This is a genomic window from Herbaspirillum sp. GW821-FHT09A12 (assembly GCF_059418325.1).
Window position 1 is genome coordinate 304,662 of sequence record NZ_JBWKPR010000003.1, and the last position, 19,170, is coordinate 323,831.

21 protein-coding genes are annotated in these 19,170 nt (G+C 65.3%); all 21 read right to left on the minus strand.

The window, feature by feature from the left end; genetic code table 11:
• Positions 1–3 precede the first annotated feature (3 nt).
• Positions 4–1,788 (minus strand): PilN family type IVB pilus formation outer membrane protein, encoded by a 1,785-nt coding sequence (gene pilN / locus AC07N6_RS11485; RefSeq protein ID WP_494781964.1) that lies wholly within the window; start codon positions 1,786–1,788, stop codon positions 4–6.
• Positions 1,785–2,438 (minus strand): toxin co-regulated pilus biosynthesis Q family protein, encoded by a 654-nt coding sequence (locus tag AC07N6_RS11490; protein ID WP_494781965.1) that lies wholly within the window; start codon positions 2,436–2,438, stop codon positions 1,785–1,787. Before AC07N6_RS11490 ends, pilN begins: the two co-directional genes overlap by 4 nt.
• 540 nt (positions 2,439–2,978) lie before the next feature.
• Positions 2,979–5,066 carry a type III secretion system outer membrane ring subunit SctC gene (gene sctC / locus AC07N6_RS11495; RefSeq protein ID WP_494781966.1) on the minus strand — a complete coding sequence of 696 codons (2,088 nt, stop codon included), beginning with the start codon at positions 5,064–5,066 and terminating at the stop codon, positions 2,979–2,981.
• A complete protein-coding gene (locus tag AC07N6_RS11500) occupies positions 5,063–5,482 on the minus strand; it encodes a hypothetical protein (RefSeq protein WP_494781967.1) in 420 nt (139 codons plus the stop codon). The genes sctC and AC07N6_RS11500 overlap by 4 nt, the downstream gene beginning before the upstream one ends.
• Positions 5,483–5,485: 3 nt before the next feature.
• Positions 5,486–5,719, minus strand: coding sequence for a hypothetical protein (locus AC07N6_RS11505; protein ID WP_050468518.1), 234 nt, complete (start codon positions 5,717–5,719; stop codon positions 5,486–5,488).
• Between the two features lie 150 nt (positions 5,720–5,869).
• Positions 5,870–6,589 carry a FliH/SctL family protein gene (locus tag AC07N6_RS11510; protein ID WP_494781968.1) on the minus strand — a complete coding sequence of 240 codons (720 nt, stop codon included), beginning with the start codon at positions 6,587–6,589 and terminating at the stop codon, positions 5,870–5,872.
• A 69-nt stretch (positions 6,590–6,658) separates the two neighbouring features.
• A complete protein-coding gene (locus AC07N6_RS11515; RefSeq protein WP_494781969.1) occupies positions 6,659–7,252 on the minus strand; it encodes a hypothetical protein in 594 nt (197 codons plus the stop codon).
• Positions 7,252–8,154: a type III secretion system inner membrane ring lipoprotein SctJ gene (sctJ, locus tag AC07N6_RS11520; protein WP_494781970.1), complete on the minus strand. Its 903-nt coding sequence runs from the start codon at positions 8,152–8,154 to the stop codon at positions 7,252–7,254. Before sctJ ends, AC07N6_RS11515 begins: the two co-directional genes overlap by 1 nt.
• A gap of 14 nt (positions 8,155–8,168) precedes the next feature.
• Entirely contained in the window at positions 8,169–8,573 is a 405-nt protein-coding gene (locus AC07N6_RS11525) for an EscF/YscF/HrpA family type III secretion system needle major subunit (protein WP_494781971.1), read from the minus strand.
• Positions 8,574–8,653: 80 nt separating this feature from the next.
• On the minus strand, positions 8,654–9,220 hold the full coding sequence (locus tag AC07N6_RS11530; RefSeq protein WP_494781972.1) for a hypothetical protein: 567 nt from the start codon (positions 9,218–9,220) through the stop codon (positions 8,654–8,656).
• A 9-nt stretch (positions 9,221–9,229) separates the two neighbouring features.
• Positions 9,230–10,336 (minus strand): type III secretion system export apparatus subunit SctU, encoded by a 1,107-nt coding sequence (gene sctU, locus AC07N6_RS11535; protein ID WP_494781973.1) that lies wholly within the window; start codon positions 10,334–10,336, stop codon positions 9,230–9,232.
• Between the two features lie 15 nt (positions 10,337–10,351).
• Positions 10,352–11,140, minus strand: coding sequence for a type III secretion system export apparatus subunit SctT (gene sctT / locus AC07N6_RS11540; RefSeq protein WP_494781974.1), 789 nt, complete (start codon positions 11,138–11,140; stop codon positions 10,352–10,354).
• Positions 11,141–11,144: 4 nt separating this feature from the next.
• A complete protein-coding gene (gene sctS / locus AC07N6_RS11545; protein ID WP_494781975.1) occupies positions 11,145–11,408 on the minus strand; it encodes a type III secretion system export apparatus subunit SctS in 264 nt (87 codons plus the stop codon).
• Positions 11,409–11,453: 45 nt separating this feature from the next.
• The gene (gene sctR, locus AC07N6_RS11550) at positions 11,454–12,116 is read right to left on the minus strand and encodes a type III secretion system export apparatus subunit SctR (RefSeq protein ID WP_494781976.1); all 663 of its coding nucleotides are present in this window, start codon (positions 12,114–12,116) and stop codon (positions 11,454–11,456) included.
• The gene (locus tag AC07N6_RS11555; RefSeq protein ID WP_494781977.1) at positions 12,110–13,327 is read right to left on the minus strand and encodes a FliM/FliN family flagellar motor switch protein; all 1,218 of its coding nucleotides are present in this window, start codon (positions 13,325–13,327) and stop codon (positions 12,110–12,112) included. The genes sctR and AC07N6_RS11555 overlap by 7 nt, the downstream gene beginning before the upstream one ends.
• Positions 13,328–13,419: 92 nt before the next feature.
• Positions 13,420–14,082, minus strand: a complete 663-nt coding sequence (locus tag AC07N6_RS11560; protein WP_494786257.1) for a hypothetical protein — start codon at positions 14,080–14,082, stop codon at positions 13,420–13,422.
• Positions 14,083–14,084: 2 nt separating this feature from the next.
• Positions 14,085–14,585 (minus strand): hypothetical protein, encoded by a 501-nt coding sequence (locus tag AC07N6_RS11565; protein WP_494783313.1) that lies wholly within the window; start codon positions 14,583–14,585, stop codon positions 14,085–14,087.
• Complete coding sequence (locus tag AC07N6_RS11570; protein WP_494783312.1) at positions 14,582–15,964, minus strand: FliI/YscN family ATPase; 1,383 nt, start codon at positions 15,962–15,964, stop codon at positions 14,582–14,584. The genes AC07N6_RS11565 and AC07N6_RS11570 overlap by 4 nt, the downstream gene beginning before the upstream one ends.
• Positions 15,958–17,034 (minus strand): FHA domain-containing protein, encoded by a 1,077-nt coding sequence (locus tag AC07N6_RS11575; RefSeq protein ID WP_494783311.1) that lies wholly within the window; start codon positions 17,032–17,034, stop codon positions 15,958–15,960. The genes AC07N6_RS11570 and AC07N6_RS11575 overlap by 7 nt, the downstream gene beginning before the upstream one ends.
• A gap of 68 nt (positions 17,035–17,102) precedes the next feature.
• Positions 17,103–17,537 carry a hypothetical protein gene (locus AC07N6_RS11580; RefSeq protein ID WP_494783310.1) on the minus strand — a complete coding sequence of 145 codons (435 nt, stop codon included), beginning with the start codon at positions 17,535–17,537 and terminating at the stop codon, positions 17,103–17,105.
• 116 nt (positions 17,538–17,653) lie between these two features.
• Positions 17,654–18,958 carry a hypothetical protein gene (locus tag AC07N6_RS11585; protein WP_494783309.1) on the minus strand — a complete coding sequence of 435 codons (1,305 nt, stop codon included), beginning with the start codon at positions 18,956–18,958 and terminating at the stop codon, positions 17,654–17,656.
• Positions 18,959–19,170: the final 212 nt, after the last annotated feature.

The following is a 19,170-nucleotide window of genomic DNA, read 5'->3' on the forward strand; positions in this document are numbered from 1 at the left end:
TCCTCAGGACGCCGAACCCATGGCCACCGGGGTAATCAGCACCACGATCACCTCCTTGTTGGTGGATGCCGAGAAACCGCCGCCCAGCACCATGTTCTTGGCCTCGCCGACGCCCGAGCGGCCCAGGTCGTCGTCGGTCTGCTCGAAGCCGCTGATGATCAGGGTCTCGTTGGACTTCATCGCCACGCGCTGCAGGAAGTTGCGGGTATCCAGCTCGGGCGACTCGATCTGCGAGGTGACCCTGCCGTCGGAGTCGCTGGTGCCGACGATGGTGCGGATGCGCCGCAGCGTCGAGATGTCGGTGGAGAACTGCAGCATCACGGTGCCATTGGTCAGCATGTGCGGCAGGATGCTCATGTTGAAACCGGCCGTCACCACGCCGGGCGTGAGCGACGTGGTCGACCCGACCTGCGCCACCAGCGAGGTTTGCAGCGATTGCAGGTAGGTGGTCTGGCGCGCCACCTGCACCGGCACCGGCTGGTTGTTCAGCGTCACCACCGATGCGGTGGTCTGGCGCCGCACCCGGCCTTGCTCGGACAGCGCCTGTATCACCGCCTGGCTGCCCGCGAACCTGGAGGTCCCGGTGGCCGGGATGCCGGCGGTGAACGACACCAGGCCGGTGGCCGCGGCGCCGGCATAGGCGTTGGAGATGCCGAAGTTGCTGTTGAGACTGCGGTAGACGGCGCTCCAGTTGATGCCGTACTGGTCCGAATCGCTCAGGGTGACCGACAGCACGGTCACGTTGATGGCGATCTGGCGCGACAGCGACTTGTTCTCGCCATCGATGTAGGACGCGATGCGTTCCAGCGAATCGGGCGTGTCGACCACCGTGATGGAACCGGTGGCAGGCGAAGCCAGCACCTTGCCATACGGCGACAGCATTACCTTGATCGCCGACTCCAGTCCGGTATAGACCGACAGCTTGGAGGCGACCTGGGTATTCTGGGTATTGTTGGCGTTCACGCCCGAGGACGAACTGCCGCTGCCGCTACTGGAACCGCTGCCGCTGCCGCCACCGGCGCCGCCGGTGGAGGTCGCGCCGCTGGTGACGGTGGCCGAGAAGGTCGAGTCACCCGGAATGGCGCTGATCTGGAAGTTGCGCGATTCGGTGTGGAAGAACTGGATCACGCCGTCGCTGAACTTCCACGACACCCCGAAACGGGCGGCGGCGGTATCGAGCAAGCCCTTGAGCGAGCCGCTGTTATAGGCGATGCGCACGCCATTGGGCATGTCGGTGAAGGTCGGCTGGGCCTGGCCGGTATTGGCCGCCGGGCCGCGTCCCGGCTGCACAGGGCTGCTCATGCCTTCGCCGGGAGTGCCCACGGGCAGCGGCAACATGGTCCCGGGTGCGCCGCGCCCCGCCGCACCGGGCAGGCCAGGCAAGCCCGGGACGCCGCGTGAGCGGAACGCGCCGCCGGAGACTTCCAGCGCGTCCGGGCTGACCTTGCTCGGTATGCCCGAGCGCAGGGTGATCCGTTCGGCCAGTTCGGTCAGCGAATTGATGGTGCGATCAAAGGTGGTCGGTTCATAGAAGATCGGCGGCAGCGAAGGCTGGCCCAGCTTGATCGGCGTCTTGCCCAGCCAGATCCCGGTTTCGTGCCTGACCAGCGGGGCCGAAGGCATGACGGTGCCGGGCGCGGTGCGGCCCACGTCACGGCTCAGGCGGCTGGCGCGTTCGCCTTCCTGGTCGACCTGGCCCTCAAGCTTGCTGGCCAGCCCGCTGCAACCGGCGATCAGGATCGCCAGCGGCAACAGCAGCGGCAGTTTGCTGGAATATGCCTTCATCATTCGCTCCCCTTGGCCATGATGCGCAACACTTTGTTGCCTTGATAAAAGACTGCTTTCATCGGGATTTCTGCCGACTCCATGCTGCTGGCGACGATCGACACGGCTTCTTCGAACGTGCCGCGGACCTGCGTGCGGGCCTCGACGGCATAGTCCACCGGCAGCTCCCACAGCAACTGCCATCCGGCCGCGGCGGCCCAGCGCGCCATGGTGGCGTTGAGGGTCTTGTCGGAGACCACGATCTCCCAGGTGCGGGTGGCGTCGGCGGCCACGGCGATGGCTGCCGGCGCGGCGGCCATCGGCGCCGCATCGATCAGGGTTTCGGTGGTGAGCGCGCTCTTGCCGGCCCGCGCCGCGCGGGGCGACTTCTTGTCGGTATCGGCCTTGGCCAGCACCAGCGTGTCGCTGCCGAACGCCGACCTGGCCAGCGGCAGCGGGTCGCAGTCATCCAGTTCCGGCTCGCCGGCCACCAGCTGGAAGCGGCTATCCTCGGCGCTGGCAAAGGTCGCGGCGCCGACGTACTTCATGGACGGCAGCGCCGCTTGTGCTGCGGCCTGGCTGGCCCAGCCCGATCCCAGCGTGACGACAAAAGCGCAAGCCACCAGCCTGAACTGCCTGCCGTGGCGGCTGCCTGCAATGTTTGAGCGAACCATGACGCGTCCCTTGAACGACAACGTTAAAAAAAGGCAAACAAAGTCCCCTGCGTCTTGCATGTGCAAGATCGCCGGCGCGAAACGGCGCGGGAATTGCCCGACCTGGAATCGCTTGAAATCCTGAAAATGTGCTGTTGCCCGAGTTTCGAATGCTGCTTGATTCTTTTGCATCTTCTTCATCGCTTGCTCACCATTGCAGTGAACAATTCAACGTCGGCGCGGTACGCCATGCGATGATCCCTATCCTTGCCCGGCCAGCGTTTGCGGCGCTTTCCGTCCCAACATGTTGCACAGTGTAACTAAACCGGAGCGTGAAATTCTCAACAAATATGACCGCTGCGGAACTGGACGAAACAACAACTACGCTGCTGCCGCCCGTCGTTTCCTGTTGCCCGACCGTCCTGCCATTACCTGACTCTCGGGTCTCTGAACATGAGTGAAACTGGCCGCGCGGCGGTTCCACCGCCTGACAAAAAAATCCGCGGCCCCGCAAACGCCAAGGGAGCGCCGTAGCGCTCCCTTGCTGCGAGATGATAAGTTTTAGAGAATCCCGACGGCGCCTGCAGGCCTGACGCAACGGTTCCTGGTCTTGCGCAGCGGCAGGTGCACCCCCATCAACGATCCACCGGCGGGCGCCGCGCTGGCCAGCGCCGGCTCTTCCGTGGCGCCTTGCGTGGTCGGCGCCGGGGGACTTGCCGGCAGGGGCAGCATGGCCGGTGGCGTGCTGCTGGAGGTGGCCGCCGCCGCAGGCGCCGGCAATATCTGCGAACTGTTGGCTGGCGCCGGCACCGGGATCGGCGGCATGCCTGGCGCCGATGGCGCCGGCGTCGTTGCTGCCTTGCCGCGGGCGGCCGTATTGGATGCCAGGCGGGTGCCGTCGAAGCTGGTAATGCGCGGCGTGATCAGGAACAGTCGCTCGCGGGTGCTGTTGGATTTGGATTCGCTGCGAAACAATCCGCCCACCAACGGCAAGTCGCCCAGCACCGGCACCTTCTGCTTGTTGCGGATCAGCGACTCGGCGCGATAGCCGCCGATCATCAGCGTCTGCTGGGCATCGATGATGGCCTGGGTATTGATGGTCGAACGGGTCACGCTGGCGGCGATATTGGTGCTGCCGCTGCCGTTGGTGGTGGTCGAGGTATTGGTGTCGTTGTTGTTCAGCGAACCGTCTTCGATATCGACTTCCATCCGCACCCGGGTGTTGCCGCCGTCATTGATGATGCGGGGGATCACGCGCAGCATGGTCCCGGCCGTGATATCGGACATGTCGGCCACGCGCTCGCCGATCATCGATACGTAGGCGCTCTGGCTCAGGTCCAGCACCGCCGCCACATTGTCCAGCGTCAGCACGGTCGGGGTGGCCAGCACGCGGGCCTCGCCGTTCGATTCCATCGCCTTGAGGCGGGCATAGAAACGCGCCGCATCGCTGATGAGCAGGGTCGCGCCCGGCAACGGCAGGTTGGTGCCGCTGGACTGGGTGGTGGTGCCGTTGACCATGGTGTCGAACACGCCGGCGCGCACGCCCCACTCCACCCCCATCTCGGCCAGCCGGCTGCGGTCGATATCGACGATGAGCGCCTCGATCTCGACCTGCTGGGGCTTGACGTCAAGCTGGGCGATCAGCGACGCATACATCTCTTTCTTGGCGATGTCGTCATAGATCATGATGGCATTGAGGGTGGGATCGGCTTCGATGCGGGGCGGCTGGTGCTTGCCCTCGCCGTCCTGTCCGTTACCGGCGCCCGCGCCATTGTCATAGTCGCCCTGAGCGCCCTGGGATGCGCCCTGAGCCATCAGGTTGTTGCGCCCGTTGCTGCCGGGCGCGGCGAACAGGGGCGAAAAACGCTCGCCATTGCCTGAATTGCCTTCGCTCGACTCGCCCCGGTTGATCTTGCCGGTGCGCGAACGCTTGCGGCTGTCGGCATCGAAGCGGTTGCTGCTGCTGCCGGTGAGTTTTTCGCCGCCCTGCGCGCCCATGAGCAGATTGGTGAGGATGGTCTTGATGCCGGGGATGGTCTCGGCCTTGCCGCGCGAATTGATGACGCGGTCATTGGCGGTGGCATAGGTCAGGCGAAACAGCATGACCTGCCGTCCGCGCAGTTTTTCCTTCTTGCCGGTGGGCATGAGCACCTCCCGCACCAGGTCCACGTAGGCGCGCGGGCCGCTGACGATGACCACGCCTTCGTCCGGCAACTCGCCCCATCCGAAACGCTCATCGAACAGGCCCAGGCCGACCAGCGCGGCCTTGGCATCCATCACCGCATCGTCGCCGACCTGCATGCGCGAGGAGGTATTGTCGGTCGACGGCACCACGTACAGCGTATCGTTGTAGACAAACCAGCGCATCTTGTAGGAACCGGTCAATCGGTTGAGGAACTCCACACCGTTGTCGGCCTTGACCCGGCCCTTGATGATCTGGCCGCCTTCGGCGCTCATCTGCAGACGCACGCCGTAGGTGCGTGAAAATTCCTCCAGCACGCCGCGCACCGTCAGGCCATTGGCGTTGATGGAAAATCCACCGTCCTTCCATGCCGCCGGCACCGCCGCATGCAGCGTGGTGCCCCATAGCAGCAGCACGACCAGCAGCGTGCCCATGCTCCAGGACTTGATGGTTTCTCTGACGTTCATGGTGTGTCCCCCTTGATGGCCGCGCGCAAGCGCTCTTCGGCCCGATTGATTCCAGTATCCCGCCGAGTGCCGGTCTTCGTGACGTATCCCAGGGCGGCCCGCCACAGACCGGCCTGGTTGAGCAAATCCTCGAGCGCGTCGGCTGCGTCGAACCAGGTCTCGGCCTGGGGCAACCAACGATTGAGCAGCAATGCGCCATCCTCGCCGATGCCCAGGCCCGCCTCGAACTCCAGGGCGCCCTGGAATCCGGCGCGGATGGCTTCGGTGATCTGGGCGTCGGATGGGCGCGGGAGCAAGATCAGGCCAAGCTCCGCGCCATCGTCGGCAATGTTGAAATAGACCCGTTCACCGTCGATTTCACACGGTTCCGACAGGGGCAGCGCCAAGAGCCACTGCTCCAGTTCTTCGGAACGCATGGGTTAACGGGTTTCGCTGAGGACGGTCTTGAGCGGCTTTTGCAGCAGGCCGAACTGCGCGGTCATGGCCGTGCGCGTGACCGATTGCTTGTTGAGCAAGTCCATGAATTCGGCCGGATCGGGATGTTCGCCGTCAGCCTGGCGCCGGTTGAAATCGCTCAGCTGGTCGGCGGTCGATTCGAAACGATTGTTCAGCTTGCCGAGCGTCTGCAAATAAGGATGGCTGTTGGCGGACATGGTCGTTCTCCTTGACGTGAGCGAACCGGCGCGCCGATTCACGATTGACAGATGGGAATGCATGGATATGTGCCCTCGCCCTGCCGTACGGTTCGCTCGCATGCCCCGCAAAAGTCTCAACTTTTATCTCCGCCATGGGGCGCCTGCGCCCTACTCTTCCTCCCCGCTCTCGTAGGCATGCTCCTGTTCCTCGTCCTGGCCATGCGCTGCGGGAGCGTGCAGGTAGTCGTCCCCTTGCTCATGCTCATGCCCGGCGACGTGGTCCTGCTCGACCGCAGGCGCGCCGAATTCCGCCAGCGCTGCGCGCAAGGCAGCCGCGGCCAGGTCGAACTGCGCGCGCCATTCGCCGCTGGCGGCCTCCAGCCGGCAGGTGCCGCGCGGCAAGCGATCGTCTTCCCTGATCTGCCATGCCATGGCGTCGGCTGCGGCCAGTTCGGCCTTGTCCAGCGGATGCATCCAGGCTACCGCCTCGGCCAGTTTCGGCGGCGCCTCCGCGCGTACCCGCCGGCAAGCCGCTTCCAGCCGTTCGCGCGCGGTGGTCTCCAGCACCAGGCGATCGAATGTCAGCCGGGCCAGCTCGATGGCCAATTCCTGCGCCTGCTCGAGCACCTCGCATTGCATTTGCTGCAATACCTGCACCAGTTGGGTCGCCTCCTCGGCCACGCGCCGCTGTTCGTCGCGCATCAGGTGGTCGGCCTGCCGGCGCGCCTTTTTCATCAGGTCATCGGCTTGCCGGCGGGCTTGCTCCAGCATGCGCGCGGCAGCCTGGCCGACATCGTCGGTCACGGCGAAGGCATCCGAGCTCACCACCCCAAAACGCGGGCGCAGCGACTGCGGCAGCGCCAGCGTAGCGACGCAAAAAGACTTCATTGCTGGTTCTTGCTGCATGATGTTCCGGGCTCCATTCTCGGCACTGATCTAAGTGCCTGTTATCAGGCACTAGGCCGCCGCCGCGCGCGCGACGCACAATTGCCAGCAATTGCGCTCGCGCTCGCGCAGCTGCGCCGTCTCCGGCAGCGGCAGCCGCAATTGCGGCGCCATCTGTACCTCGTCGCCAGGCGCCAGCAACCGCCGTAGCCGCGACCACATGCCGGGAAACGCCTGCTCCAGCCGCAACGCCAGTTCCAGCGCACCTCGTGTACGTGCGTTGGCCAGCGGCCCGGGCAGCTCGGCGGTCCATCCGGCCAGCGGCTGCGTCAGCGCCACGCTCAGGCACCAGCGCCGGTGCGGCGCCGTCAGCGCCGCCAGTTCTTCGGTGCGCCGGGCGCGGGCGGCGAACAAGCCGCCGTACAGGGTGGCCGCCAACGCGAATTGCTGCGCATCGCGCAGCGCCGCCCCCTGCCAGCGCAGGTCTGCCGATGCTGGCAGCACGGCAGACACGGCATGTTGCTCGCACCAGTGACGGTAGCTGTCGCGCCGTCCCAGTGCGCTGGCCGCCACCTGCTCGATAACGCCCGCGCCGGCGGCGAGCGCCCCATACGCCCAGGGCGCAAACCACCAATCGAGGAAATCGTCCGACAAGGCCGCCTGCATCACGTACCCTGCGTGCTCTGCTGCGCCTTGGCCCGCTTCTCGGCTGCCTTCTCGGCTGCCTTCCCGGCGCGGCGCGCGACCAACTTGGCGACCATGCGGTTGAGCCGTGGATGACGCAGCGCCTTTTGCAATCCGATATAACCCAGGCTGCCCAGGGCCGTCATCAATAGCAGGCCGAAGCTCAGCGCCAGCCCGGTAGCCGATGCCGCGGCCACGGTGAATGGTCCGAACATGGTCCATTCGATGCCTGGCGCCGGCGCTTCGCCCGGCATCATCACCACCGACACCTTATTGCGCCCATCCTCGCCGGCCAGGCCCGGAATGCTGGATGCCACCAGCCGGCGGATGCGCGGCATGACCGCGTCTTCATCCAGCGGCGGACGGTACTTGATGAACACCGCGGCCGAAGAAGGCTGGATCGGCTCGCCCGGCGCAATGCGTTCCGGCAGCACCACGTGCACGCGCGCCGCCACCACGTTGTCGAACTGCAGCATGGTCGATTCCAGTTCTTCTGACAGGCCGTGGATGTAGCGGATGCGCTCTTCCATGGGCGAAGAGATCATGCCCTGCTTCTTGAATACTTCGCCCAGGTTGGACAGGCTGCGGCGCGGCAACCCTGCCGCCGTCATGGTTTCGGTGGCGCGCGAGAGCTCGACGTCCTTGACCAGCAGCGTGACGCCTTCCTTGCCCTTCTGCTTGTCGACCTCGATCCCCTGGCGGTTCAAGGTCAGGATGATTTCGTTGGCGTCGGCATCGGTCAATCCGGCCTGCAGGATGACCATCCTGGAGCAAGCGCTCAACAGCGCCAGCAGCATGACCAGGCAGGCCAGGCGCGCCAGGTCGCGTAACAGGATGCCGCGCGCCACCGGTCTGCGCGGCTGCAGATTGCTTGTCTTCGGCATATGCATGCCTCCGGTTATTGAAGCTTGGTCAGTGAATCGACGGAGGAAGACGCCTTGGAGACGGTCTTGGAAATCGTCTGCACGCGGATCTGGTAGTCGCTCAGCGCCATCATGGCGCGCATGAGCTGCATGGAGTCGCCGCTGACGCTGGCCTTCTCGAGCAACTTGGAGACATACATCTGGTCTTGCTTGATTTCGGACGCCAGGCTGGTGGTGCGCTGCGCCAGCGCGCTGCCCAGCGAATTGGTGTTGGGCTTGATGCGCATCGCATCCTTGTTCATGTACTGCTCGAACATGGCCTTGAAATGTTCGCCTTCAGCGCTGCCGGACTGGACGTCCATGTGCAGGCCGTTGCTGCGGGCTGCGCCGGCGGACTGGTCGTTCAGGGTCATGCTTGGCTGCAATGGTGCTTGCTGCATATTTCCACTCCATCGAAATCTGACTGAACAGTTCTTGAGTGGGAAACCGCAAGGGAAGGTTCCAGCGGCGCACGCCGCTGTCACAGCATGCCGGGATGGCGCATGAGCGGATTGCCGCAATGCTCGCCGCCGCAACCCAGGTCCGAGGAAGGATCGCAAAATCCGTTCTTGCCGCAGCGCCGTTGGCACTCGGCCCTGGATTTTGGCTTGGGCGGCATGATCAGCGCGTCGCGCCTGGCGCCGGGCCGGCGTGGCTGCGGTGCGGGCGTTCCCGGCGCCATGGCCAGATGATGGGCGCGGTCGCCGCTGCCGATGATGACATGGCGTTGCGATGCCGGCTCGTCGTCGGCGATGAGGTCGCCGCCAAAACGAAAGACCGCCGTCAGCGACCAGCTCAGGATATCGTCGCCGCCCCGCGCGGGCGGCGCGCCATCGGCCAGCGCGCCGATCAGCGACTGGCCGCTGTCGGGCGCGGCGGCATCGGCGCCGGCCTCGATGTCGGCCTGCCGTTCAGCGGCCGCCTGCCGCCGATGGGCCACGATACGCAGCTCGATTTCGTGGCGCGTGCGCCGGTTACGGGCCTCGCCCGGCGCCAGCCGTTCGGGATGCAGTGCGGTGGGGTCGACGATATCGTGCGGATTGGCCATGCATCCTCCCTATAAGGCCACCGGCGCCGGCGGCTCGCCCAGCGACTCCAGCTCCACCACGCGCCGGGTGTCGCCGCTGGCCAGCATTTCGTGCACCACCGCGTACACCTGCGCCACCGCCTGGTAGCTGCTGCGCGGCACCGCCGTGTCGTCGCGGCAGGTGGCGTACAAGGTACGCGCCAGCCAGACGTGGCGAATCACCGGGATGCCGCATTCATGGGCGCGCCGGATCATGGCCTGGGCCACGTCGTCCTTCCCCTTGGCCAGCACCATCGGCACCATGGCCTCGGCGCTGTCGTAGAACATGGCCACCGCGAAGTGGGTGGGATTGACCACCACCGCATTGGCGTTCTCGGTCTTGGCCGCGGGCGCTTCGTTGGCCCACTGGCGCGCCAGCTGCTTGCGCTGTCCCTTGATCATGGGGTCGCCTTCGGATTCCTTGAATTCGCGCTTGATCTCTTCCTTGTCCATCATCAGTTCTTTCTTGTGGAAGTACTTCTGCACGGCGAAATCGATCGCGCCCAAGACCAGGCACACCACCGCGATCATGTGGAAGATGGAGCGGATCAGCGTCAGGACGGCTTCGTAGATATCCTTGGGCTCGCCGCCGGCCAGCGTAACGATATTGGCCAGTTGGCCGCGAATGGCGCTGTACATCAGAAAGGCGATCAGGCCGGCCTTGCCCACCGTGATCAGGAGCTCGACCAGCTTTTTCTTGGACACCAGCTGCTTGAGGCCGTTGACCGGATTGAGCTTGTCGAATTTGGGCTGCAGCGACTCGGTGGCGATGAGCACGCCGAACTGCCCCCAATGGGCTGCCACCGCCACCACCGGGCAGATGATGAAGGCGGCGGCGAAGAATACCGCCAGCAAGGTCAGCGAGGCGGTCAGCTGGTTTTCCACCACGGTGCGGAAATCCTGCCCGACGCCTTCGATGCCGCCGTTCATGATATTGAACAAGGCCCCGCGCCACAGCGATTCGGTCGCCAGCACCGTTTCCATCACCACCACCAGCGTGGCCAGCCGGGCCAGATCGCGACTGACGGCGATCTGGCCCTTCTCCTTGGCATCCTCGATCTTCTTGTCGGTCGGCTCTTCGCTCTTTTCGTCGCTCATGCATCCTCCCCGCGATCAAGGTATTTCCATCATGCTCGCCGCCAGGTCGAGCAGATGGGCGAAATCTCCCGCCACGTAATGGGAAAACGTGGACCAGTAGAGCAGCAGGATCACCAGGCCCACCAGGCTCTTGATCGGGGCCGAGGCGAACGAGACCTGCAGGTTGGAGGCAAACACTCCGATGATGGCGAAGCCGAATTCGATCAGCACCAGGGGAATCAGCACCGGCGCGCCATACACCACGATGTACCAGAGCAATTCGCCAAAGCGCTTGATGACGATGTCGAAATGGCCAGGTTCGAACGGCGGCATCAGTTCGTACGCCGGCCATACCGCATAGCTCTCGATCAGGATGCGCGCCATGGCCGTGAACATGCCGGCTTGCACCATCACCAGCACCACCGCCTGCAACAGCATGGCGCCGATGGCGCTGGCGTCGCGGTCGACCGAGGCGTTGTTGGCCTGGATCTGGATCGGCGAGCGCTGGCTGTCGAAGATCGATCCGATCGACTGCACCACCCACAGCGGAATGGCCATGAGGATGCCGAAGATCAGGCCGATGATGGCTTCCTTGAACACGATCACGCCCGAAGTGAGCATGTCCGGCGCGTTGCGCTGCACGAAGTAGAAGGTCGGCAGCGCCGCCGGCAAGGCGATCGCCATGGCCGCGGCGTTCTTGGCCATGCCGGTCAGCACGTTCAGGCCGAAGCCGGGCAGGATCACCAGGCACACCAGCACGCGCGGCGTGACCAGGGCCATGGTCACCAGCACGGCATTGATGTCGAGCAGCAGCGAGGTCGGCATCTGTTCAACGTCCGATGTCGGGAATCATGGTGAAGGCCAGCTCCGCCAGGCGGATCATCTCCACCCCGATCCAGCGCCCCATGCCGGCCAGCGTCACCGCCACCGCCACCAGCTTGACCACGTAAGGCAGCGTCTGGTCCTGGATCTGGGTGACGGCCTGGATCAGCGACACCCCCATGCCGCATAAGGTGGCGATGAGCAGCGGCGGCGCCGACATCATGACGGCCATCCAGAGGCCTTGCTGGAAATAGGTGATGGTATCGGTCATGCCGGCTCCTGGAGTTGGGTGAGGTGAATTCGCGCGTCGGGCGCGTTACAGGTAAGACATGGCCAGGGCGTTGAGCAGCTTGGCCCAGCCGCCGACCAGCGTAAACAGCAACAGTTTGAGCGGAATGGTGATGGTCTGCGGGCTCACCTGCTGCATGCCCAGCGCCATGAGCAAGTTGGAAATCAACAGGTCGATCACCACGAACGGGATGTAGATCAGGAAGCCGATCTCGTACCCGGTCTGCAATTCCGACACCACGAAGGCGGGGATCAGGATCAGGGCGTCGGTGGCCTGGGCATCCTTGGCGGCTTCCTTGGGCCACAGCTTCTTGGCCGAGGCCAGGAACATCTCGCGCTGCTCGGCGCGACTCATCTTGAGCATGAACTGGCGCAGCGGATCGAAGGAATCTTGCGCTCGCTGCAGAATCGGCGTGCTGCGCGAAGCGGCCGGATGCGTGCTGTCGACCGCCATGGCGCGCTTGCCGACTTCCTGCACGGTGGGCGCCATGATGAACACCGACAAGGCCAGCGAGATCCCGTAGATGGCCAGCGTGGGCGGCACCTGCTGCACGCCGATGGCGTTGCGCAGCACCAGCAGTACCAGCGATATCTTCAGGAAAGAGGTGGTCGTCACGACCATCAATGGCACCAGCGCCATGAGCGCCAGCAGCACCGAAAAGGAAACGACATCGAACTGCCCGCTCAGCATGCCCCGCTCCACTGGGTGATGCGCACACCCAGCCGGCCGTCCACCGCCACCACCTCGCCCCGTCCCACCTGCACGCCGGCGGCGCTGATGGCGATCGACTGCGGCGAGGCGTCATGCAGCACCAGCACGCTTTGCTCGCCGAGCGCGCCGAGCTGGTCCAGCGTCAGGTTCAAGCGCCCCAGTTCGAAACGCAGCGACATCGCGATCTGGCCGCTCAGCTTGTCCGCACTGGCCGGGCGCGGCCGGTCCAAGGCGGCATCGGCCTCGCTCTGGCCATCGGCGTCCAGGTCCGGCTCGGCCAGCTGCCGGTCGATGCGATCGGCGGCGTCATCGTCCCGATACAGATCCTCGTCCGGCACTGCTTCCGCCGGGTCCGGCTGGTCAGCATCGGGCTGCTCCTGTGCGCCGTCGCCGGCGAGATCCTGATCGTGTTCGTCGCGTGCTTCATCGTACTGTTGGTAGTCCACGTCTTCCTCCTCTGACAATATTTGCAGGCGCTGGCGATCCAGGTATTGCACCCGCCAGCGGCGTTGGGCCAGGAGCAGGCGTCCCGTGCCGTCGATGTCGAAACACGGCGAATCCGGCAAGATGAGATCGCCGCAGCGCAGCGCATCGAACGCCGCGCGCGGCATGCGATGACGTGCCAGCGGCACGCTGGCGCTCACCGCCAGCGGCAGCCAGCGCGCGCGCGGCAGCCGCAGCGGCGTGGCCTCGCGCAGCATCGCCTGCCACAGCGACAGCGGCGCCCAGCCGGTGGTATCGACGGCATGCCGGCCATCGCGCAGGCGCAGCCCGAGCGGCAGCAGGCCGTCCGTTCCGGTCTCGGGAGCGACTGGCCGCAGCCCCTGCAGCCAGGCCAGCGGGGTGTCTTGCAGACGGCCGGCGATGGCCCCGACCAACCAGCTCGGCCAAGCCTGGCCATCCAGCGGGGCGGCAGCGATGTCGATGCCGCACATGGCATTGACCAGGCGCTCGCCATCGGCCACCAGCAGCGCGCCGGCGGCCAGCTCCAACTGCACGCCCGGGCGCTGCGTATTGCCCGCGGCGGCAGGCAACACCAGGAGTTCGGCGGCGCCCGGCCAGGCCAGGCGCATGCCGCGCCCGACCAGCCGGCTCAGTTCGGCCTGCGGACGCGGCACCACCGGCGCGTCGGCCAGCAAGTCCCAGCGCCGGGCGCCTGACGAAGAAAAATCTTGGGAAAGATCGGACATGAAAGCCTGTGGATGCGAGTGGATCGGCACAGGCCACGGCGCAAACCGGTCAAGCCATGTCGCCATGCCACTGCGACCGCAGCCCGCCCGCTCTACAGCACCGTAAGCCTGACATCTGTCTGCATACGTTGCATCAGGGCTTTTTGCAGTTCCATTTTTTTCTTATTTATTTGCGCACGGAACTGTTCCGAGGAGGGGCTGAGCAAATAGGCAACATGATGTTCGCCGATATCCACCGCCACGCCCAGCCTGGTGCCGTCGGGCAGCAGCACTTCGAAGATGCCGTCATCGCCCTCGGTCGGCAGCAGTGCGGCCAACATGTCGCAATCGAGCTCGCCGCTTGCCAGGACGGCCCCCGTGCCGCCACTGCCCATATCTTGCGCCCCCTCGCCTTGCGTGTCGCCTTGTGTATCGCCTTGCTGGCCGCCGCCACCGCCGCCGGTTTGCGGCGGCAGCGGCATCAGGCCGCCCTGGTCCGGCGGCATTTGATCGTGGCCGGCGCCGGCGCCGGCGTCGCGCTGCTCGCGTTCGGCGGCTTGGCGCGCGCCTGCCCTGGCGCTGCCTGGCGCCGCGCCGCGCGTGGCGGTGGCGGCACGCTGCGGCTGCGCCTGGCGCGGCGCCGGGCGCGGTTCGGCTGCGTCCTCGCGCGCCGGCAGCGCCACCGGCCTGGGCGGCAGCACCGGCCGGCGCGGCTTGGGCGGCGGCGCGCCGGGCGGGGATTCGTTCAACAGCGAAAAGATCGGGATCAGGGCCATGCTTACGCCTCCGCGTTTTGCGCCAGCAGCGCCGCCTTCATTTCGTCGCGCAGCAGGCCCAACTTTTCCTGCTGCCGGGTGGCATCGGTCGCGCGCTGCCTGGCCAGAAAGAATTCGACGCCCGAGGCGCGGCAGCGGGCGGCATGCGCGCGGCATTCGATGTGCAGCACGTCGGCCTGGGTCTTCATCTTTTCGTAGACGGTCTTGGCGCGGCTGAATTCGCCATTGGTCAAGGCCATGCTGAAGAACGCCGAGCGCGCCGCCAGCCATTCTTCATGGGCGCGTATCTTGGCCTGGCGCGCCGCCTGCTTCTGGCGGGTCAGGTCGGCGCGCAGTGCGCGCCATCGCGTGCGCGCCTCATTGCGTTCGCGCTCCAGGCGGCTCAGGCGTTGCTTGCGCACATGCAGCAGCTGGTCGAGCCGGCGGTCCGGCCGGCGCGGCTCGGGCACGTCGATCACCTCGCGCCTGGCCGGCCTGGCGCCGAATCCGCTGGCGCCTCTCATTCGGCCATGCCCATCAGGGTATCGATGGCTTGCTCGAAATCGGAACTGGTGCTGGTGTCTTGCCGCAGAAAGCTCAATTGCTCCTGCCGCAAGGCCATGGCGCGGTCGGCCACCGGATCGGCGCCGGACTTGTATTCGCCCAGGCGGATGAGCAATTCCATTTCCTGGTAGCGGGCCATCAGTTCGCGGAACTGCGAGGCCGCCCCGCGGTGCTCGCGCGTGGTGACGTTGCTCATCACGCGGCTGATGCTGGCCAGCACGTCGATGGCCGGATAATGCCCCTGCTCGGCCAGCTTGCGCGTGAGCAGGATATGGCCGTCGAGCAGCGATTTGGCTTCATCGCCGATCGGGTCGGAGGCCGATTCGCCGTCCACCAGCACGGTGTACATGGCGGTGATCGATCCCTGCGGGGTGCCGCCGGCGCGCTCGATGAGGCGCGGCAGCATGGTATAGACCGAGGGCGTGAAGCCGCCGCGCGCCGGCGGCTCGCCCGCCGCCAGGCCGATCTCGCGCTGGGCGCGCGCAAAACGGGTAAGCGAATCGACCAGCAGCAGCACTTTCTTGCCGCGGTCGCGAAAGCCTTCGGCAATCGCCGTGGCGGTAAAGGCGGCGCGCGAGCGTTCCATGGAGGTGCGGTCGGAGGTGGCGCACACCACCACGGTCTTGCGGATCAGCTCGGCGTCGAGCTCGTGGTCGAGGAATTCGTTGAGTTCGCGGCCGCGTTCGCCGATCAGCCCGAACACGATGGCGTCGGCCTGGCAGCCACGCGCGATGGCCGCCATCAACGTGGTCTTGCCGCAACCGGGGCCGGCGAACACGCCGATGCGCTGGCCGATGCCCATGGTCAGCAAGCCGTCGATGGCGCGCACTCCGGTAGCCAGCGGCGTGGAGATGCGCGGCCGGCTGGTCGCAGGCGGAGCGTCGCGGATGACCGGCGACATGGCTTTCCAGGTCGCCACGTTCTCGCTGGCGGCAGGGGCGCGGAACATCCAGCGCCCGAAGCCATCGAGCACGCACCCGAACAGATGGTCGCCCACCTCGATGGAATGGGCGCGCCGCAGCGGCTCGATCACGGTCTGGGTGGAGACTCCTTCCAGCGGGCTCAACGCCGACAGGATCGAGGCCTTGTCGGTAAAGCCCACCACCTCGGCCAGCATGGTCTTGCCGGGCTGCTCCGGGTTGAACAGGTTGCACAGTTCGCCGATCTGCACCGGCGGCATGTGCGCCTCGATCAGCGTGCCCAGCACTTGCGCCACCCGCCCCTGGCTGGTAAAGCCGGGGCGCAGCGGCAGGCCGGCCTGCCAGTCCGGCACGCGCGCGCGCAGTTGCGCCAGGCGCGCGCCGACGTCATCGCGAAAAGCGGACGATGCGATCACCATGACACGTTCAAGGCGTGCTTGCCTGAAAACTTGAGCTGGTTGCCGGCCACCGCCACCAGCCGCACGCCGCGATATTCGTCGCCCACGTACAGGCGCCGTCCATCGTCGGTGACGATGCTGGGATCGTTGCCGGTCATCACCTGGCTGATGCGAAACGGCAGCATCGATTCGGCGTTGCCGATCTTGACGCTGATCGGGAAACCGATCACGTAGGACTTGGCGAAGGCGCGCAGCATGCGCTGCAGCCGCTCGGCATCGTCTTCGCCCAGCGCGCCGCGAATGATCCATTCGCGCGGCCCCAGATCGAGCGTGACCCGGTTGAGCAGGTCGACCTGGTCCAGCCGCTTGCGCAGCGCCAGTTCCAACTCGTCGGCAGGCAGTTGGCGCGGCAAGGCAGCCAGGCGCTTGAACTCGGCCTGGCGCGCCAATGCTTCCTTGGCAGTGACGTCGGGATGGCTGGTCAAGCCGTAGGCCGCGGCGCCCGACAAGGCGATCGCGGCCACGAAGACAACCAGCACCATGCGATAGCCGCGCCCATGGCGTTCGCCGCCATCGCCGATGATGGCCTGGTCCGCGGGCGCCGGCCCTTGCTGCGCCGCTTCCAGCGCCTGTTCCTGGTTGGGGTCGAACAGGTCCTCGGCGGCGATGGCATCGGGCGCGTCAGCGTCCGCCTCCGTCTGCTCCTCCTGCTCTTGCTCGGGCGTCGCCGTCTCACCCTCGTCCGGTACGCTCGCCTCCGGCTGGTCTTGCGGCTCGGGCGGCGGATCGCTCCACGGGGCGCTGTCGTCCACCACGGTCAGCCAGATACGGTCGGCGCGGGCGAAATCGCCGAACGACAGCGCCAGCTGCGGCGGCGTCGCATTGGAATGGGCGTCGCGAATGGCGCCGTCGGCGGCCGCCAGCGTCCAGCCGCCGGCCGCAAGGGTAAAGGTGGCGTGTCGCGCCAGGATGCCGGGATCGGCCAGCACCACGTCCGCATCTTCGTCGGCGCCGATGCTATGGTCGCCCGGCTCCGGCAGCGGCAGCGTGGCGCCGCGATGGTAACCGTTCAGAATGCGCAGTTCATGCATGATCTTGCTCCATCAAAAACATGTTCGTCTGGCATTGAGTGAGCCAACGGCGGCTCCGGTTCCATCGGTTACTTGAAAGCGCTCTTGACCAGGGCCACCAGGAAGTTGTCCTCGGCACGCGCGGTGCCGGGATCGCGCGGGTCCCATTGCGGATTGTCCAGATTGAACAAGGCGCCCAGCACCATCGCCTCGGCCAGCTCGCGCCGCTTGCGCGCCATGGCCTCGCGGTCACGCGAAGCCGAGCGCAACGAGGCCGGGGAGGCAGGCGAAGCCTGCTGCGGGCTCTTCAACAAGGCCGGCGTGCGCTTCTGCTTTTCCGCCAGGTCCAGGTTGACGTCGCGCATCAGGTTGTCGATGAACATGCAGCATTTCAGTCGCAGCGCATCCAGCTCTGCCGACATGTGTTCGTCCTTGCTGGCGCGATCGATGATCTCCTTCGCCTGCGCCGCGGTCATCGGCGGCTCAGGACGGACAGGCTGCAACTCTTTTGCAAGTAATTTCATTTATACGCTCCATGTCGCATCAAATGGCACATCAATCGAGGCCGAAAACCGGACCAGCAACCATTGCATTGTTACGATGACCCAAGGTCCGGCCCGCGTCATCGGGAAAGATTGGCTCACACGGCCCGCCTCAGTCTTGAGGCCAGGGCCAGGAACAGCAACTCCGCTTCCTTATCCGTGGACTGCTTGACCCAATCATTCACATGGGCCGGGATCGTCGTCGGCGGCGAGGATTGCAGCGGCGCCTGGACCTGAGGCGCGGCTTTACGCTTGATCCCGCTCATCGGGCCTGGCGCCGATGACTGCAAGCCAACAGTCTGCCGGTCGACGCCGGCGGGCACAGGCGGCACGGGTCGTTGCGCGATTGACGCAGGCGCCGCGTTGGACGTCACGCTGTCGCCTCGTGACGGATAACGATGCCTTTGCGATGGATGCAATGGCGGGATGCCAAATTGCTTGGTCATGTCATCGGCGTTGGGCGCAGGTGGCGTGACGCGAGGCCGGGGCGGCATCGGCGGCGGCGACTCCTCGGCATCGCCATGTCCCGCAACTTCCCGGGGCCGGAATGCCTTGGGAGGGGGGATATCCTCGGCATCGCTCTCTTCCGCATCAGACACATCGTAAAGCTGGTCGAAATTCTTCTTTTGGGGACGGAAATAATCTCCCTCGCCGCCAAATCGATCGGTCGGCGACGCAATCGGGTGATCCTTGAAGGACTGATTGTCGCTGTCCTGGTACGGATGGTTCTCGTCAATGAGCGACTCAGCGTCGTCATGGACTTCGGCCTCGGTGACATGGTGGTTACGCCGCCAGGGCTGGTTCGACACCGGGTTATACACGCTTCTCTTGGTGGTTTTTATCATGGCGTTCGTGCTTTGGGTGATTATCTCCATCATCGCCCGTTTTTCTTCGTCGCTCGGACCTTTGGCGTCGCGTTCATCATCCCTGGCGCTTACATCGGCTGGCCTATTCTGCAGAGGAACGGCGCGACCGGACGAGCCAGATCCATCGACAGACGCTTCGGCTTGTCGCCTAAAATGGTGCGGTTCTTTCTGCACCACTGGTCTGACGCTGTCATGCTGGATGGCGGCGCCCATTCTCTGTAGATCGCCAGCTACCTTCTGTGCATATGCTTCAAGTTGATTACTCACCTGGGCCAGTATCTCGACCAGATTCGCTTTCATCGCATCCGTTCTTTTCGCTCCCGTAGCGCTCTCGAATCTTGTCGGATGTTCTAGTATGAATGCAAGGTTGGCATTTATCTGTTCGTTAGATGCCAGGATCTGGCGATGCCAAGGCCTGAAGTTAGCTTGGATATTCTGATATACCGATTGCACCCCCGGTCGTGGAGGCGGCGTATGCGACGGCTGGAAGTCAGGTTGATGGACGGAGGGCGAGAATCTCGGAATATCGTTCGGCATGATAAGTGTTCTTCGTTGTAATCGCGGTACCGTGTCCACTTCTCGCGACGCGATCGGCGGGCATGCACACGCAATCCGGTTATGTTCGAGGTGTTGGATCCGACTGCAAGGAGAACTTCTTTCAAGCCTGCTGCCGGGTGTGCGGGCTGTGACGCAAACTTGCGCGGCGGCCCGATGACTTCTCTCTGATGAATATATGTCGCCAGCGCTGC